General features: G+C 73.4%; 17 protein-coding genes. 9 read left to right on the forward strand and 8 right to left on the reverse strand.

The window, feature by feature from the left end:
* The first annotated feature begins 217 nt into the window (after positions 1-217).
* Genes Aru02nite_RS35360 through trxA form a run of 3 tightly spaced genes read left to right on the forward strand, consistent with a single transcriptional unit; the run spans position 218 to position 1,632 of the window.
* Positions 218-823, forward strand: coding sequence for a hypothetical protein (locus Aru02nite_RS35360; protein WP_203664904.1), 606 nt, complete (start codon positions 218-220; stop codon positions 821-823).
* A 42-nt stretch (positions 824-865) separates the two neighbouring features.
* Entirely contained in the window at positions 866-1,285 is a 420-nt protein-coding gene (locus Aru02nite_RS35365; protein WP_203664905.1) for a MerR family transcriptional regulator, read from the forward strand.
* The gene (gene trxA / locus Aru02nite_RS35370) at positions 1,282-1,632 is read left to right on the forward strand and encodes a thioredoxin (protein ID WP_203664906.1); all 351 of its coding nucleotides are present in this window, start codon (positions 1,282-1,284) and stop codon (positions 1,630-1,632) included. The genes Aru02nite_RS35365 and trxA overlap by 4 nt, the downstream gene beginning before the upstream one ends.
* 598 nt (positions 1,633-2,230) lie before the next feature.
* Here the strand turns inward: trxA and Aru02nite_RS35375 are convergent.
* Both Aru02nite_RS35375 and Aru02nite_RS35380 read right to left on the reverse strand, forming a co-directional pair.
* Positions 2,231-2,920: a peptidyl-tRNA hydrolase gene (locus Aru02nite_RS35375; RefSeq protein ID WP_203664907.1), complete on the reverse strand. Its 690-nt coding sequence runs from the start codon at positions 2,918-2,920 to the stop codon at positions 2,231-2,233.
* Positions 2,921-3,256: 336 nt separating this feature from the next.
* Positions 3,257-4,045, reverse strand: a complete 789-nt coding sequence (locus Aru02nite_RS35380) for a class I SAM-dependent methyltransferase (RefSeq protein ID WP_239077164.1) — start codon at positions 4,043-4,045, stop codon at positions 3,257-3,259.
* Positions 4,046-4,227: 182 nt separating this feature from the next.
* Here Aru02nite_RS35380 and Aru02nite_RS35385 point away from each other — a divergent pair, with 182 nt between their 5' ends.
* Positions 4,228-6,597, forward strand: a complete 2,370-nt coding sequence (locus Aru02nite_RS35385) for a Tex family protein (RefSeq protein WP_203664909.1) — start codon at positions 4,228-4,230, stop codon at positions 6,595-6,597.
* A 49-nt stretch (positions 6,598-6,646) separates the two neighbouring features.
* Here the strand turns inward: Aru02nite_RS35385 and Aru02nite_RS35390 are convergent, their stop codons facing one another.
* Positions 6,647-6,814, reverse strand: coding sequence for a hypothetical protein (locus tag Aru02nite_RS35390; protein ID WP_203664910.1), 168 nt, complete (start codon positions 6,812-6,814; stop codon positions 6,647-6,649).
* A gap of 200 nt (positions 6,815-7,014) precedes the next feature.
* On the reverse strand, positions 7,015-8,994 hold the full coding sequence (locus Aru02nite_RS35395) for a PQQ-binding-like beta-propeller repeat protein (protein ID WP_203664911.1): 1,980 nt from the start codon (positions 8,992-8,994) through the stop codon (positions 7,015-7,017).
* A gap of 115 nt (positions 8,995-9,109) precedes the next feature.
* On the opposite strand from Aru02nite_RS35395, the gene Aru02nite_RS35400 reads away from it, so the two are divergent.
* The 3 genes from Aru02nite_RS35400 (at position 9,110) to Aru02nite_RS37405 (ending at position 11,307) form a co-directional block, all read left to right on the forward strand.
* Complete coding sequence (locus Aru02nite_RS35400; protein ID WP_203664912.1) at positions 9,110-9,643, forward strand: DinB family protein; 534 nt, start codon at positions 9,110-9,112, stop codon at positions 9,641-9,643.
* 83 nt (positions 9,644-9,726) lie between these two features.
* The gene (locus tag Aru02nite_RS35405; protein ID WP_203664913.1) at positions 9,727-10,071 is read left to right on the forward strand and encodes a YciI family protein; all 345 of its coding nucleotides are present in this window, start codon (positions 9,727-9,729) and stop codon (positions 10,069-10,071) included.
* A gap of 12 nt (positions 10,072-10,083) precedes the next feature.
* Positions 10,084-11,307, forward strand: coding sequence for an RNA polymerase sigma factor (locus Aru02nite_RS37405; protein WP_203664914.1), 1,224 nt, complete (start codon positions 10,084-10,086; stop codon positions 11,305-11,307).
* 61 nt (positions 11,308-11,368) lie between these two features.
* Here Aru02nite_RS37405 and Aru02nite_RS35415 read toward each other — a convergent pair whose 3' ends face one another.
* Positions 11,369-11,566, reverse strand: a complete 198-nt coding sequence (locus tag Aru02nite_RS35415; protein ID WP_203664915.1) for a ferredoxin — start codon at positions 11,564-11,566, stop codon at positions 11,369-11,371.
* An 11-nt stretch (positions 11,567-11,577) separates the two neighbouring features.
* Positions 11,578-12,777: a cytochrome P450 gene (locus tag Aru02nite_RS35420; RefSeq protein ID WP_203664916.1), complete on the reverse strand. Its 1,200-nt coding sequence runs from the start codon at positions 12,775-12,777 to the stop codon at positions 11,578-11,580.
* 171 nt (positions 12,778-12,948) lie between these two features.
* Between Aru02nite_RS35420 and Aru02nite_RS35425 the strand changes: the two genes are divergently transcribed.
* Both Aru02nite_RS35425 and Aru02nite_RS35430 read left to right on the forward strand, forming a co-directional pair.
* Complete coding sequence (locus tag Aru02nite_RS35425) at positions 12,949-13,611, forward strand: TetR/AcrR family transcriptional regulator (RefSeq protein ID WP_203664917.1); 663 nt, start codon at positions 12,949-12,951, stop codon at positions 13,609-13,611.
* A gap of 44 nt (positions 13,612-13,655) precedes the next feature.
* Positions 13,656-13,916 (forward strand): hypothetical protein, encoded by a 261-nt coding sequence (locus Aru02nite_RS35430; protein WP_203664918.1) that lies wholly within the window; start codon positions 13,656-13,658, stop codon positions 13,914-13,916.
* A gap of 71 nt (positions 13,917-13,987) precedes the next feature.
* Here the strand turns inward: Aru02nite_RS35430 and Aru02nite_RS35435 are convergent, their stop codons facing one another.
* Together Aru02nite_RS35435 and Aru02nite_RS35440 are read right to left on the reverse strand one after the other, a co-directional pair.
* A complete protein-coding gene (locus tag Aru02nite_RS35435) occupies positions 13,988-14,761 on the reverse strand; it encodes an enoyl-CoA hydratase/isomerase family protein (RefSeq protein ID WP_203664919.1) in 774 nt (257 codons plus the stop codon).
* A gap of 82 nt (positions 14,762-14,843) precedes the next feature.
* The gene (locus tag Aru02nite_RS35440) at positions 14,844-16,019 is read right to left on the reverse strand and encodes a CaiB/BaiF CoA transferase family protein (RefSeq protein WP_203664920.1); all 1,176 of its coding nucleotides are present in this window, start codon (positions 16,017-16,019) and stop codon (positions 14,844-14,846) included.

The following is a 16,019-nucleotide window of genomic DNA, read 5'->3' on the forward strand; positions in this document are numbered from 1 at the left end:
CGCGGTCTCTCGTACTCGGGCCAACCTCGCCGCGGCGACGATCTGTTCCGCCGCCCGACTGTGGCCACCGCCACGCCGCCTCCGCGCGCCGTGCCGTACGGCGAGGGACCGGATCGGGTGGCGGCGGGTAACGCGGGCGGCACGACACCGTTAGACACCTCGGAGTAGCCATTGTCCGACTCAGCGTGTTCCACACCGTGACCCCGAGGAGATACCTGTGCGTACCACCGCGCTCCGCTGGCTCGTCGCCGGCGCCGCCGCCACCCTGCTGCTGTCCGGCTGCGGCGCGTCGACCGACAAGGCGCAGCAGGCGAAGTCGAGCGCGACCCCGTCCGCGAGCGCACGCACCGACCGCGCGTCCGCGCCGCCCACGCCGAAGGTCAAGCGCGGCCCGCTGACCGTACGGATGACGCCGGTGAAGCTCTCCGCCCGGCAGAAGGAGGCCGCCGACACCGTCTTCCAGTACTGGTCGCGCTACGGCGTGGCCGTCTCCACCCGCGACGTCGACGGCTCCGGCCTCGCCCTGGTACTCAGCGCGCGCAAGGCGACCGCCGGTACCACGAAGGTCGTGGACGCCCTCAAGGCCAAGAACGAGAAGTACGTCGGGGTGCTGGTGCTCGGCATCCGCAGCGTCGGCGTCGGTACGGACACCGCGACGGTCGACACCTGCGTCGACCAGAGCCGTTCCCGGCTGACCGACTCGAACGGGCAGACGGTGCAGGAGCCGGAGAAGCAGAACATCCTGCCCATCGCGCACACCCTGGTGAAGCGCAACGGCACCTGGCTCGTCGACAAGATCGACCAGGGCGGTTTCACCTGCTGACGGCTGGCGTTGACAGCACTGTCAAGGGCTAGCGTTGCCGGCATGCGGATCGGTGAACTCGCCGCGGCGGCCGGCACCAGCACCCGGATGCTCCGGTACTACGAGCAGCAGGGGCTGCTGCCGGACCACCGGGACGGTCTCGGCCACCGGGCGTACGGCGCGGCGGAACTGCGGCTCGTGCAGGAGATCCTTGCGCTGCAACGGATCGGCTTCACGCTCGCGGAGGCCCGGCCGTTCGTCGACTGCCTGCGCGCCGGGCACGACAGCGGCGACGCCTGCCCCGCCTCGCTGGAAGTGTACGAGCGGAAACTCGCCGACCTGGACGCGCTGATCGCCACCCTCACCGCGGCGCGCCGGCAGGTACGCACCCAGCACGCCGCCGCGCTCGCCCGGCGTACCGCCGATCCGGCCGACCCACGGTGCCAGTTCGACGCCGTACCAACGGAAACGAGGTGCGCATGAGCGCTCAGCAGACAGCGACCGGCCACGGCAACGTGCGGGCGGTGACCGACGCGTCGTTCGCCGCCGACGTCCTCGACAGCGACCTGCCCGTCCTGGTCGACTTCTGGACCGACTGGTGCCCGCCCTGCAAACGGCTCGCGCCGATCATCGACCAGCTCGCCGCCGAGTACGCCGGGCGGGTGCGGATCGTCAGCATGGACGCCGAAGCCGAACCGAACACCGCGCGAAACCTTGCCATCATGGCGTTTCCGACCCTCGCCGTCTACTCCCACGGCGAACTCGTCCGGCGGATCGTCGGCCTGCAACCGAAACGCACCCTCGCCCGGCTCCTCGACGAGGTCGCCTGACCCAGGAAGGCACGCCGCGGTACGGCATCGTCCCCCCGTACCGCGGTGTCCACAGTGGACGGCATGGAGTACTCGGATCGTTCGGCACGCTCGCCAGGCTACGGGGTTCTGCCGCGGTCCGGGTTCTGCCGCGCTCCGGGTTCTGGCGCGGTCCGGGCCACAGGCTGCGCAGGCTGGTACGTCTGGCCGGAGCGGGCCCAGCCTCGGTCCGTTGTTCGAACGGCGGGCCGCCCGGGTCCGAGGCTCGTGTGGCTACCGGGATCTGTTCCGGACCGAGGCTGCGGTCCGGGGGCTCGGGGCGGGCTCTGAGCGGCCGGGTACCTCAGGTCGCCGCGACGTTTCGCTCCAACCGCCGGCAGGGTCCAACCCGAACCCCGGAGCCGATGCGCCCGACGAATGTCGCGCCGCAAGGCGGTCGTTGCCGCGCATCCGTTGCGGGCAGGGCGATTCACATTCACGCGGTGCCCAAGGACAGCCCCCCACCCACCCCGGGGGGCGAACCCCGACACGATCCTACCCAAACCGCCACCGCCCCGCCCCACCCTGTGGACAGCCCGAGCGTACCTGTGGACACGCCGCCAACCCCGTACCAGCCGTGCTAGGGAAGCCGCAGCGCCGGATGGTCGCCGATGACGGTGGCGGAGTTGGGGGCGACTTCGGTGAAGCCGGCGTCGTGTACGACGGGGAGTCCGCTGCCGGCGAGGTGCCGCCACCGTTCGGGCGATGCGGTGCGGACGGCGAGGGGGAAGCCGGCGTCGGCCCAGATCTCGCGGGCGGCGGCGGGCAGCGCGGCGTACGTGAGCTGTGCGCCGTGTCCGGTCTGTGCCATGGCTTTGCCGGCGGTCATGGTGAGGGCGGGGTTGAGCCACAGCACGGGGGTGCCGGCGGCGGGCGCGGCGGGTGGTTCGGTGTCGTCGAGGTCGGTGCCGCCGACCTGGAGGCGGGCGAGGTCGCGCGGCCACCCGTCGAGCGGTACGGGTGGGAAGACCCGCACGGTGGCGCTGCGGTGCCGTACGGTCAGCCCGTCGAGTGCTTCGGCGCGGCGCCATTCCGCACCGCGCGCCCGGCGTACGACTTTGCGGATGCGGCCGTCGGTCCACGCGTGCACGGCGTCGTGCCAGTCGCCGGCGGGGTCGGTGGTGCGCGGGTCGGTGAGGAAGGTCAGGACGGCGCGCGCGGACGCCTCCAACGCGTCGGTACGTTCCGGCGGTTCGGCCCGTTCGAGCCGCACGACCAGTGGCAGCACGTACTGCGGGGCGGCGTCGCGGGGGTCGGTCGGTGCGCTCACGACTCGCAGCATGTCACGCCAGCGTGGCCGAACGGCGGGCAACGTCACGCATCGCACCGCGGACGCGCGGGCCGGGGCGTGGCTGCACAGCTTGCTGGCCGGCCGCGCCGAGCCCGTTCACCTCGCCGGGTTGTCGGCACGAGCGGGCACGCACGCGCACCTCCGCCTTGCCAGACAACGCATGGACTCCGGCCCGCTCGACCGAACGGCGGGCGAACGCGCGCCGCTCCGCCGCCGGCGTGTCCCCGGTACGCATCCCGACGGTGACCCTGTTGTCGTTCACCGACGACGAGCCGACGCCGTCGGCGGCGGCGATGGCGCCCTGCGAAGACACACCTAGGGGCGGGTCGCGACGGTGACGAGGTGGCTGCTGGTGCCGTGCAGGGACGGTTCGTGTTCGACGCGGCGCAGCAGGTCGAGCAGCAGCGCGGTACGTTCCGGGTCGGCGAGGATCCGGTCGAGGTCGGGGAGCTGCCACAGGGATCCTTCGACGGCGGCCACGGTGGTGACGTCGAGGCCGGCCTCGCGTGCCTCGGCGGCGGGTTCCTCGGGCCGGTGGAAGTACGCGTCGGTGAACCAGGTTCGGCCCGGTTCGGTGTTGCGGTGGACGCCGGTGGCGAGGGCGCGTTCGACGATGGGCAGGAACCGCGGGTCGTCGTAGAAGCCCTTGACGAAGCCGTCGTGCATGCTGGCGAACCGGCTGATGGTGGCGGCGACCACGACCCCGCCGGGGCGTACGACGCGGGCCGCCTCGCGCCAGGCGGTGATCCGGTCGGCGCGGTCGAGCAGGTGGTAGAGCGGGCCGAGCAGGAGTACCGCGTCGGCGGAGTCGTCGGGTTCGGTGAGGGCGCGGGCGTCGCCGACGGCGGCGGTGACGCCGGGCAGTTCGGCCGCGGCGGCGACGTGGCCGGCGATGGGGTCGACGAGGTGGACGGTGTGGCCGGCGTCGGCGAGCCACCCCGCGTACGCGCCGGTCGCGCCGCCGACGTCGAGGATCCGGGCCGGCGCGGGCGGCAGGTACCGGGTGAGGATGTCGCGGGTGCGCAGCGCTTCCAGCAGTCCGCCGCCGGTGGTGAGCCGGGTGCGTTCGCCGCCGGCGCGGTAGTACTCGGAGATGTCGGCCATGTGACGCATGGTGCGGCGGGCACCGACGGTGGGCAACCGGTTTGTCCGGCCTTGGGCGCGGGTTGCGCGCGGGCCTGTCGGCCCCGGACGGCAGAATGCTCGTCCAGGAGGCCCGTACCGAAACGGGTGTCGGGCGGTCGGCCGGTCGACGCCCGCGGGCCCGCAGCGACGACGGACGAAGGATGACGATCGTGACAGTGTCTGTGCATCGGCGGATCGCCGAGGAGCTGGGCGTACGCGACGGTCAGGTGGCCGCCGCCGTCGATCTGCTCGACGGCGGCGCCACCGTGCCGTTCATCGCGCGGTACCGGAAGGAGGTCACCGGCGCGCTGGACGACGCGCAGCTGCGCACGCTGGAGGAGCGCCTGCGGTACCTGCGGGAGCTGGAGGAGCGGCGCGCCGCGGTACTGGACTCGATCCGCGGCCAGGGCAAGCTGGACGAGGCGCTGGAGCAGCAGATCCTGGCGGCCGACTCGAAGGCGCGGCTGGAGGACATCTACCTGCCGTACAAGCCGAAGCGGCGGACGAAGGCGCAGATCGCGCGGGAGGCGGGACTGGAGCCGCTGGCCGAGACGCTGCTGGCGGACCCGACGCAGGACCCCCGCACCGTCGCCGCGGCGTACGTGACGGGTGAGGTGGCGGACGCGGCGGCGGCGCTGGAGGGCGCGCGGTCGATCCTGGTGGAGCGGTTCGGTGAGGACGCCGACCTGATCGGCGAGCTGCGCGAGCTGATGTGGACGCGCGGCCACCTGGTGTCGAAGGTGCGCGACGGCAAGGAGGAGGCGGGCGCGAAGTTCGCCGACTACTTCGACTTCTCCGAGCCGTACCAGAAGCTGCCGTCGCACCGGATCCTCGCCATGTTCCGCGGGGAGAAGGAGGAGGTGCTGGAGCTGTCGTTCGTGCCGGACGAGCCGCCCGCGCCGGACGCTCCCCCGCCCACCGGCCCCAGCGTGTACGAGGGGCGCATCGCCGGCCGGTTCGGGGTCCGGGACGAGGGCCGTCCGGCGGACCGGTGGCTGGCGGACACGGTGCGCTGGGCCTGGCGTACCCGGATCCTGGTGCATCTCGGCATCGACCTGCGGACGCGGCTGTTCGCGGCGGCCGAGGAGGAGGCGGTGCGGGTGTTCGCGGCGAACCTGCGCGACCTGCTGCTCGCCGCGCCGGCCGGTACCCGCGCCACGATGGGCCTCGACCCGGGCTTCCGTACGGGGGTGAAGGTGGCGGTGGTCGACGCGACCGGCAAGGTGGTCGACACGGCGACGATCTACCCGCACGTACCGCAGCGGAAGTGGGACGCGTCGCTCGCGACGCTGGCCGCGCTGGCCGCGAAGCACTCGGTGGAGCTGATCGCGATCGGCAACGGCACCGCGTCCCGGGAGACCGACAAGCTGGCCGCCGACCTCATCGCGAAGCATCCGGAACTCTCGCTGACCAAGGTGGTCGTGTCGGAGGCGGGCGCGTCGGTCTACTCCGCCTCGGCGTACGCGTCGTCCGAGCTGCCGGAGCTGGACGTGTCGCTGCGCGGCGCGGTGTCGATCGCCCGCCGGTTGCAGGATCCGCTCGCCGAGCTGGTGAAGATCGACCCGCAGTCGATCGGCGTCGGCCAGTACCAGCACGACCTGTCGTACGGGAAGCTGTCGCGGTCGCTGGACGCCGTCGTCGAGGACTGCGTGAACGCGGTGGGGGTGGACGTCAACACCGCGTCGGCGCCGCTGCTGACCCGGGTGTCGGGCATCGGTACCGGGCTGGCGGAGAACATCGTGCTGCACCGGGACGCGAACGGGCCGTTCCGGTCCCGTACGGCGCTGAAGGAGGTGCCGCGGCTGGGGCCGAAGGCGTTCGAGCAGTGCGCCGGCTTCCTGCGCATCCCGGGCGGCGACGACCCGCTGGACACGTCCTCGGTGCACCCGGAGGCGTACCCGGTGGTGCGGCGGATCATCGAGCGCACCGGCACGCCGATCGGCGACCTGATCGGCGACACGGCCACGCTGCGGACGCTGACGCCGGCGGACTTCGTGGACGAGACCTTCGGCGTACCGACGGTCACGGACATCCTTGCGGAGCTGGAGAAGCCGGGCCGTGACCCGCGGCCGGAGTTCCGGACGGCGACGTTCGCCGAGGGGGTCGAGACGCTCGGCGACCTGACGCCCGGGATGGTACTGGAGGGCACCGTGACGAACGTGGCGGCGTTCGGCGCGTTCGTCGACGTCGGCGTGCACCAGGACGGGCTGGTACACGTGTCGGCGCTGTCGAAGACGTTCGTGAAGGACCCGCGGGACGTGGTGAAGTCGGGCGACGTGGTGCGCGTCAAGGTGCTGGACGTGGACATCCCGCGCAAGCGCATCTCGTTGACGCTGCGGCTGGACGACGAGCCGGCCGCGGGCGGCGGCGGTGGCGGGCGGCGGGCCGAGGGTGGCCAGCGCCGGCCGGACCGGGACCGCGGTGCGCCGCGCCGCTCCGGCGGTACGCCGCGGCAGCAGCGCCCGCAGCGTCCGGCGGCGGACACGGCGCTGGCCGACGCGCTGCGCCGGGCGGGTCTGGTCAAGGAGTGACGTCGCGCCGGTGTCCCGCGAGCGCTCGCGGGACACCGGCGATGAACGGTCAGAGCGGCGGTTCCGGCGGCGGCTCGGTCGGCGGCGTCGGGTTCGGTACGGGCGGCTCGGGCGGCGCCGGGGCCGGCGGTACCGGCTCGGGCGACGGGTACGGCTCGGGTGGCATCGGCCCCGGGCCTGGCTGCGGTACGGGCTGGAGCGGGTCCGGCACGGTCACGGCGGTCTCCGTTCGTCCGTGGGCGGCCCGGGAGCCGGCCGACCAACCCCGTTCGGCCGACTCCCGGTTTACTCCCCCGGTCCCCGTCCGGCCACCCCCCAGCAGCCCACGACGGGGACACCTTCATCGTGCCCGGCTCGGCGGCCCGCGAAACCCGTCCGGCGCCCGGACGTGCGCGGGCAAACCGGACGGATACCGCGTCAGAGGTCGATACCGACGAGGTTGCGGCCCTTCAGCGTGTACAGCGAGCGGCCGTCCGGACTGGCCGCGAGTACCGGGACGCTGTAGTACTCGGCGGCGAGGTCGTCGACGACGGTGGTGACCGCGGGGCTGTCGCCGGCGCGTACCCGGAAGACACGGTGGCCGTCGGTGCCGTAGAGACCGCCGCGGGCCGTGGTGAGCACGCTCTGGCCGGTGCCGACGGTGGCGCTGCCGAGCAGCTTCCCGGTACTCGGGTCGAGCGTGAACAGCACGCCGGTGTCGGTGCTGCCGTACAGCCGGTTGCCCCAGGAGACCAGGGAACTGACCTGCCCGGCGCCGTCGACCGGCGTCACCTGCCAGCGCACCGTCCCGGTCCGCAGGTCGTACGCGGAGACGGTGGCGGACGGCACGATCGGGTCGGTGCCGAGGCTGTTGCGGGTCTCGCTGCCCAGGTACGCGACGCCGCCGCGGCTGGTCACCGACCGCACCGACTGGTCCGGTACGACGCCGCGGTGCACGACGAGCCGCCCGGTCCGTACGGAGTAGACGGCGAGCGCGCCGTTGAGCTTGCCGTAGTCGGCCTCGGTACTGAGCAGCAGCTGTCCGGTGTCGGCGTCGTAGTGCGCGTCGGTGGGCCGGGTCTGTTCGTTGCCGACGTCGCCGACCTGCCGCAGCCCGGTGCCGTCCGGGCCCATCGCGTACAGCCGGGCAAGGGTGTAGACGCCGAGGTAGACGGTGCCGCCGACCTGGGTCATGGTCTTCGCCTCGCCGGTCAGGAACGTCCGCATACTCGTCCCGCCGGCGAGGTCGTGCACCTGCACGCCGACCTTGCCGCTGACCAGTACGGTGCCGTCGGTGGTGGCGGCGACCTGCATGGCGAGTTCGGGGGTGGGCGGCAGGCCGGCGGCGACCAGGTCGTAACCGGTGAAGGTGCGGGTGGCGAGGTCGAGGTCGACCACCGCGCTGGTCAGTTCGGCGCGCAGCACGCCGCCGTCGAGCACGATCCGGTTCGTGTACGCCCCGTCGTACGGTGCGCCCAGCGACTCGGCGCCGCCGGCCGCGGTGTACCGGTAGATCGTGCCGGACGGGCGGGTGGCGAGGTAGGTGGCGTCGTCGCCGACGGTGATCGCCGTGACGTACTGGTCGGTCGGGTTCGGCCGCACCGCGGTGGGATGCGCCGGGTCGGCCGTGTCGTACACGAGCATGGTGCCGAGCGGGGACAGGCTGACCGCGAGCGTGTCGCCGGACAGCGCCATCGTCGCCGCGAACGTCGCGTCCCGGTACGTCTCCGGCAGCAGTTCGGTCCTCGCCCCGCTGGCGCGGTCGATCGCGACGAGGTGCGCGTGCGAACCGACCCCGGCGTACACGGTGGTGTCGCTGGCGGCGATGCTCCGCACGTACTGTTCGCCCGCGACGACCGTGCCGAGGTTGGTCGTCACCCCGCTGCCCGGGTCGTACTCCCGGACCGAGCCGTCGGGGTAGGTGCCGCCGAAGACCCTGCCGTCGGGCGAGGCGGTGAGTGCCCAGATGAACGAGCCGAAGGTCGCGACCTTCGTCAGCGCGCCGCTCGTGGTGTCCAGCCGGTACAGGTCGCCCGGCGTGTACGTGCCGATGTAGAGGTCGGTGCCGATATGGGTCATCGCCCAAACCCCGTCCCCGGTCGGCAGCGACACCTGGTCCGCGACGAGGTGGGTGGCCGGGTCGTACGCGCCGACGCGGACCGGCGAGACGCCCGACGTGGCCGTCCACAACCGGCCGCCGACCGGCTCGGCGACACCGGTCGACGTCACCTCGGACGCCGGCCCGAGATCCCGTACCGACGGGGATCCGGTGGAGTCGGCGGGACGTGCCGCGGCGGACGGTGACGACGCGGCGGACGGTGGGTGGGACGGTGGCCGGGCCGGCGACGCGCTGGCCGTACCGGCCGGGACGAGTGCGGCGACGAGCGCCGCGGCGAGCATGAGCCGAACTGTCCGCACACGGACCTCCGCAGGAATTACGGTCATGACTCTAATGATCTCGGCACCCTAGCCGTGGGTACGGGAAGCGGGCAAGACCCGGACCGCTGTCGTACCCCCGGCCTAGGGTGGCCGCATGGCAGACACCGACGAGGCGTTCGTCCGCCCGTCCACCGCCGTCAGCGACCCCGGCGAGCTGCTCGCCGGCTACCTCGACGGATACCGGAATGCGTTGCTGCGCAAGGTGAGTGACCTGTCCGAGGCGCAGCTGCGGCAGGCCGTGCTGCCGTCCGGCTGGACCCCGCTCGGCCTCGTGACGCACCTGCGCCACGTCGACCGGCGGTGGCTGCGCTGGGGCTTCGCCGGCGAGCGGATCGACGACGTGTGGGGCGACCACGACGCGGGCGACCCCGACGGCCCCTGGTTCGTCGCCGACACCGCGAGCGCCGCCGACGTGCTCCGCGAGTTCCGGGAGGAGGCGGAGCGGTGCCGCCGGGTGATCGCCGGCCACGCCCTCACCGAGCGCGCCGTGCCCGGCCCCCGGTTCGACCCGGACGAGCCGGTGCCGACGCTCGGCTGGATCCTCTGCCACCTCCTGCAGGAGTACGCGCGGCATCTCGGCCATCTCGACGTGGTGCGGGAGCTGACCGACGGCGAAACCGGGGAATGACGGGTGTCCTCCCGGGCGGCCGCCGTTCGTCCCTACAGTGAGGGCGGGTGAGAGGGCCCGCCTCGATTCCACGAGGAGTGATCATGCCCAGGTACGTTGCACTCACGTACACGAAGGACGTCGACTGGACGAGCCCGGAGTACCGCGCCGAGATGGCGGACTACGCGGAGTTCGGGAAGGCCGCGGCGGCGGTGATCCGGGGCGGCGACGCGCTCTACCCGACGAGTACCGCGACGACGGTGCGGGTCAGCGGCGGCAAGGGCGGCGACGTGCTCACCACCGACGGGCCGTTCGCCGAGACCAAGGAGGCGCTGACCGGCTTCTACGTGCTGGAGTGCGCCGACCTCGACGAGGCGGTCAAGGTCGCGTCGACGATCCCGGCGGCGTGGGACGGCGCGGTCGAGGTACGGCCGATCATCGAGTTCTGAGGGGTCCGGTCCGTGCGTGCCGGTGACACCGTCGCCGACCTGGTCCGTACCGAGGGGACACGGGTGCTGGCCACGTTGGCGCGTGTCACCGGCAGCATCGAGCTGGCCGAGGACGCCACCCAGGACGCGGTCGTACGCGCGCTGGAAACCTGGCCGCGGGACGGCATCCCGCACAACCCGCGCGGCTGGCTGCTGGTCACCGCGCGGCACCGGGCGCTGGACGTGCTGCGGCGCGAGGCACGCCGGGCCGGGAAGGAGGCGGCGGCGATGCTGCCCACCTGGCCGGAGCCGGAACCGCCGGAGGTCGTCCGCGACGACCTGCTGCGGCTGGTGTTCACCTGCTGCCATCCGGCGCTGTCGGCGGAGGCGCAGGTGGCGCTGGCGTTGCGGACGTTGGCGGGGCTGTCGACCGCGGAGGTGGCCGCCGCGCTGCTGGTGTCCGAGGCGACGATGGCGAAGCGGCTCACCCGGGCCCGGCAGAAGATCGCCCGCGCGCGCATCCCGTACCGGGTGCCCGCGGCGGAGGAGCTGCCGGACCGGCTGGCCGGCGTCGCCGCCACCGTCTACCTCGTCTTCAACGCCGGGTACGACGCGGACGAGCCCGCGGCCACCGCCCGCCTCACCGCCGAGGCCGTACGGCTGGGGCGGCTGCTCGCCGAACTGTTCCCGGACGAGCCGACCGCGCTCGGGCTGCTGGCGCTGATGCTGCTGCAGGACTCCCGGCGCGCCGCGCGTACCGATGCGGACGGCCGGCTGGTACTGCTGGCCGACCAGGACCGGAGCCGGTGGGACCGGGCGGCGGTGACCGAGGGCGTCACGCTGGTCGGCACGGCGCTGCGTCGTACGCCGGACCGGCCCGAGCCGTACGTGGTGCAGGCCGCGATCGCCGCCTGCCACGCGCTCGCCCCGTCGTACCGGGAAACCGACTGGGATGCCGTCGTCTCCTGGTACGACGTGCTGTTGACGGTGCACGACACGCCCGTGGTCCGGCTCAACCGCGCGGCGGCGGTGGCCGAACGGGACGGCCCGGCGGCGGGCCTGGCGCTGGTCGACGCGATCACCGACCTGCCCGGGTACCCGTGGTGGCACGCCGCCCGCGCCGAGCTGCTGTACCGGTCGGGCGACCACCCGGCGGCGCGCGCCGCGTACGACCGGGCGGTCGCGGCGGGGCTGCGCCGGCAGGCGGCCGATCACCTGCGGCTGCGTCTCGACCGGCCGCCGGCCGGCCAACCCTGAGCCGGCCGGGCGCCGCCGGTGAACCGGACCTGAGCGGGCGACGCCGGCGGAGCGGCCCGGCCTATTCCTCCACTATGGACAGTGCCTGCGCCGGGCACAGCTGCACCGCGTCACGCACGGCGTCCTCGTACTCGGCGGCGGGCTCGGTGGTGTGCAGGACGACCGTGCCCTCGGCGTCGTCCTGGTCGAACACGGCCGGTTCGGTCAGGACGCACTGTCCCGCACCGATGCACACGTCCGTGTCGGCGGAAATCCGCATGGTCTCGCTCCTCACCAGGTGACCGGCAGCTCGTAGCAACCGTAGATGGTCGCATCCTGCTTGGTCGGGATGTCCTCGACCCCGCCGGCCAGCGCCAGCGTCGGTACCCGCCGCAGCAGCGTGTCGAACACGATGGTCAGCTCGGCGCGCGCCAGGTTCTGCCCGAGGCACTGGTGCGGCCCGAACCCGAACGCCACGTGGTGCCGCGCGCCGCGGGTCACGTCCAGGTCGTCCGGCCGTTCGAACACCTGCGGGTCGCGGTTCGCGGCCAGCCCGAGCGCGATGACGCCCTCCCCCGCGGCGATCGGCTGCCCACCGATCTCGGTGTCGGCGACGGCGACGCGCGCGGTGCCCGAGTCGACGATCGAGAAGTACCGGAGGAGTTCCTCGACGGCGAGCGGCGTGGTGGCCGGGTCGTCCCGTACGAGGCCGAGCTGGTCGGGGTGGGTGAGCAGCGCGAGCGTACCGAGGGAGATCATGTTGGCGGTCGTCTCGTGCCCGGCGATCAGCAGCAGGAACGCCAGGCTGACCAGCCCGCCGTGGTCCTCGGTGCCGTCCGCGCGGGCGCGCAGGATCTGCCGGCCGAGCAGGTCGTCTCCGGGCTCCCGCTCCTTCTCCGTCACCAACCCGTCCAGGTACTCCCGCACCTCGGTGGCGGCGGCCATCCGCTCGTCCGGGTCGACGGCCCGGTTGACGAGCCGGGCGCTGCGGGACTGGAAGAACTCGTGGTCCGCGTACGGCACGCCGAGCAGTTCGCAGATGACCAGCGACGGCACCGGCAGCGACAGGTACCGCACCAGGTCGGCGGGCTGGCCGGCGGCGAGCAGCGTGTCGATCGCCTCGTCGACGATCTGCTGGATGCGCGGCCGCAACGCGTGCACCCGCGGCACGCTGAACTCGCTGATTACCGGGCGGCGGGCGGCGCTGTGCGCGGCGCCGTCGAGGCCGATCATCGGCTGCGGGAAGTCGGCGGGCGGGCGCACCCCGAACGCCCGCAACGGAAAGCCGGGGTTGCGCCGGTTGGAACTGAGCGCCGGGTCGGCCAGCGCGGCCCGGACGTCCTCGTGCCGGGTGAGCAGCCAGGTGCGCTGGTCGCCGGGCAGCTGCGCGCTGACCACGGGCCGCGTCCCCCGGAGCTCCGCGTACTCCGGTGGCGCGTCGAAGGGGCAGGTCCGGTTCATCGGGAAGGCGGGAACGTCCGGTGCGGTCATCACGTACCCCGATCTGGTCGGCACGGATATGGAGGAATGCCTTCCGGTTACCGTACACAAGCGGAAGATCATCTTCCAGATATTCGGGCACGGTTCGTCGAATCGGCTGATTCCGACGGCGAACGTGCAGGTCACGCAGCGGATAGAATCCGCGCAACCACGGAGGCCGACATGCCCGATCCCCTGACCGCGTCCGGGTTGCGCGCCGACGCCCGCCGCAACCGCGACCAGCTCCTCGACGCGGCCCGCGCGCTGTTCTCCGACCGCGGACCCGACGTACCGATGGAGGAGATCGCGCGGCGCGCCGGCGTCGGCGTCGGCACCCTGTACCGGCGGTTCAGCGACCGGGACACGCTCATCCGCGCGGTCGCGCTCGACACGTGGACCCGGCTGCTCGCCGACGCGCGTACCGCCGAGGCCGAGGAACCCGACGCCTGGCACGCCCTGCGCCGCATCCTCCAGCTCACCGTGCACCTGCGCGTCGTCGTACGGATGTCGATGTTCTCGCCGCGCGCGTCGGCGGTGCTGCGCGACTCGCCCGAGGCGTACGAGATCCGCAGTGCGTTGCTGGGTCGGCTGGAACGGCTCGTCGACGCGGCGCAGGCGGACGGCGCGCTGCGGCCGGACGTCGGCGCCGGCGACCTCACCGCCGTCGTCGGCATGATCATCCACGAGCTGCCGGACCTGCCCGACGACCTCGGCGCGCAGGTCTCCGCCCGCTGCATCGGCCTGGTACTCGACGGGCTCGCCGCGCCCGCGCGCAGTCCGCTGCCCGGCACCCCCGTACGCATCGGGGAGCTGCTGCCCTGGGCCAGCGCGCGTCCCGGTGAGTGACCGCCGTCGATAGCCTGGTGCGGTCACCCGTTCAGGAGGTCACCGTGGCATCGATCCAGGACGTCCAGGCGCAGCTCGCCGCCGGCAAGCAGAGCGCGCAGCAGGCGCTGCGCGCGCTCGGTACCGCGACCGCGGAGGTCGACAAGGCGTTGCAGCAGATCAGCGGCGCGGCGCAGGGCACCAACCACCCGAAGGTCCAGCAGAGCGTCGCCGCGCTGACCCAGGCCAGGGCCAAGGCGCAGGAGATGCAGCAGCTGCTGGTCGCCGGCCACCAGGCCGTCACCGAGTACTCGGGGCAGCTCTGACGTACGTGGATCCGTTGCGCGGCAAGCGAACCGGCCCCGCGCAACCCGGGCCGGGGTACGCGGGGGGGTGGTCAGCGGCCGGTGAAGCGGGGGTCGCGCTTGGCGCGGAACGCGGCGATCCCCTCGCGGCCGTCGGCGCTGGCGTAGAGCCGGGCGAGGGCGGCCTGTTCGGCGGTGAGCGCCGCGTCGAGGTCCTGGCGTACGCCGTCGTCGACGACGCGCTTGCCCTCGCGTACGGCCAGCGGCGCGGCGGCGGCGAGGGTGTCGGCGAGCTCGCGCGCGGCGCCGGCCAGCTCGTCCGGCGGTACCAGCCGGGTCAGCAGGCCGTGCCGGTCCGCCTCGTCCGGGTACAGGGTGCGGCCGGTCAGCACGAGTTCCTTGGTGAGCCGGGTGCCGACGGCGCGGGCGAGCCGCTGGGTGCCGCCGCCGCCCGGGATCAGGCCCAGTTTCACCTCCGGCAGGCCGAACCGGGCGCGCTCGGAGGCGACGATGAAGTCGCAGCAGAGCGCGACCTCGAAGCCGCCGCCGAAGGCGTACCCGTTGACGGCGGCGATCGTCGGCTGCGGCAGGGACGCCAGCTCGCCGAACACCGACCGGGACAGCCGCTGGTACGCGTCGAACTCGGCCGCGGTGGCCCCGTCGTACTCGCCGATGTCGGCGCCGGCGATGAAGCCGCGCCCGGTGCCGGTGACGACGAGGACCCGTACGGTGTCGTCGGCGCGGATCGCCCGCAGGTGCTCGCCGAGCGCCGTCACCATCGCGCGGGACAGCGCGCCGAGCGCCTCCTCCCGGTCGATCCGGAGGGTGGCGACGGCGCCGTCGCGGGTCAGGACCAGATGCTCCACCGGGTACCTCCAGGCGTGGCCGGATCCGTTGTGCCGCAGGCGATCCGCCCGTCCGGAACCGGACGGACCGGTCGCGCCGCGGTCATCCGCAGGCTCCGGCGGCGTGCAGTGCGGCCACCTCGTCGGTGGACAGCACCTCGGCGAGTACCTCGTCGGTGTGCGCGCCGGTGACGGGTGGCGCGAGCCGCAGCTGCCACGGCGTGCCGGACAGCCGTACGGGGCAGCCGACGAGTTCGAGCCGGCCGGCGGTGGGGTGGTCGACCTCGACGAGCATGTCGTGGCCCTGCTCGCGCAGCTCGTCCACGGCCTGCTTCGCGGTGCGTACGACGGCGCACCAGATGCCGGCCGGCAGCAGCGTGTCCACCAGGTCGGCGGCCGTACGCCGGGCGGTCGCGGCCTCCAGCGCGGTCTTCACCGCGTCCCGGTCCGCCCACGGGTCGAGGTCGGCGACGCCGTCGACGCCGAGCAGCTCGGCGACCCGGTCGACCGGCGCCATGGCGATCGCGACGTGCCCGTCGGCCGCGGCGTAGATGCCGAACGGGGCGGACAGCCACGCCTGCCCCACGCCGGCCGCGGACCGTTCCCAGTCGGTGTGCTGGTTGACGAGGGCGGAGATCTCCTGGCACTGGAGCGCGATGGCCGTGGAGTACAGGTCGACCTCGACGCGCTGGCCGATGCCGTGACGTTCCCGGGCGTACAGGGCGGCCAGGATGCCGTTGGACAGCGTGAGCGCGGTCGCGGCGTCCACAATGGACGTACCGGCCGGGGTCGGCGGGTCGCCGGCGCGGCCACCGGCGGCGGCGAGCCCGGACATGGCCTGGATGAGCAGGTCCTGACCGGGCCGGTTCTCCTTGGCGAACACCGTTTCGCGGCCCCAGCCCGAGCCGGAACAGTAGATGATGTCGGGCTTCACCGCCCGCAGGTCCTCGTACCCGAGGCCGAGCCGGTCGAGTACGCCGGGGCGGAAGTTCTCGACGACGACGTCGCAGGTGGCGGCCAGCCGCAGCAGCGCGTCGCGCGCCTCCGGCGCCTTCAGGTCGAGCGCGACGGACCGCTTGTTGCGGTTCATCGCGAGGAACGCGGCGGAGTCGCCGGCGACGAGGCCGCCCATCATCTCCAGCCGGCGCTCCCACTCACCGTCGGGGCGTTCCACCTTGATGACGTCGGCGCCGAGGTCCGCGAGCAGCTGCGTCGCGTACGGCCCGAGCATCATCTGGGTGAAGTCGAGGATGCGCACACCCTCCAACGCGGCCGGCAT

This window comes from Actinocatenispora rupis, assembly GCF_016861975.1.
Classification (GTDB): domain Bacteria; phylum Actinomycetota; class Actinomycetes; order Mycobacteriales; family Micromonosporaceae; genus Actinocatenispora; species Actinocatenispora rupis.

Coding starts and splice junctions, on each gene's coding strand:
- trxA (WP_203664906.1), top strand. CDS start 1,282: ATGAGCGCTCAGCAGACAGCGACCGGCCACGGCAACGTGCGGGCGGTG.
- Aru02nite_RS35440 (WP_203664920.1), bottom strand. CDS start 16,019: ATGCCGGCCGCGTTGGAGGGTGTGCGCATCCTCGACTTCACCCAGATG.
- Aru02nite_RS35365 (WP_203664905.1), top strand. CDS start 866: ATGCGGATCGGTGAACTCGCCGCGGCGGCCGGCACCAGCACCCGGATG.
- Aru02nite_RS35425 (WP_203664917.1), top strand. CDS start 12,949: ATGCCCGATCCCCTGACCGCGTCCGGGTTGCGCGCCGACGCCCGCCGC.
- Aru02nite_RS35380 (WP_239077164.1), bottom strand. CDS start 4,045: ATGGCCGACATCTCCGAGTACTACCGCGCCGGCGGCGAACGCACCCGG.
- Aru02nite_RS35385 (WP_203664909.1), top strand. CDS start 4,228: ATGACGATCGTGACAGTGTCTGTGCATCGGCGGATCGCCGAGGAGCTG.
- Aru02nite_RS35415 (WP_203664915.1), bottom strand. CDS start 11,566: ATGCGGATTTCCGCCGACACGGACGTGTGCATCGGTGCGGGACAGTGC.
- Aru02nite_RS35420 (WP_203664916.1), bottom strand. CDS start 12,777: ATGACCGCACCGGACGTTCCCGCCTTCCCGATGAACCGGACCTGCCCC.
- Aru02nite_RS35400 (WP_203664912.1), top strand. CDS start 9,110: ATGGCAGACACCGACGAGGCGTTCGTCCGCCCGTCCACCGCCGTCAGC.
- Aru02nite_RS35405 (WP_203664913.1), top strand. CDS start 9,727: ATGCCCAGGTACGTTGCACTCACGTACACGAAGGACGTCGACTGGACG.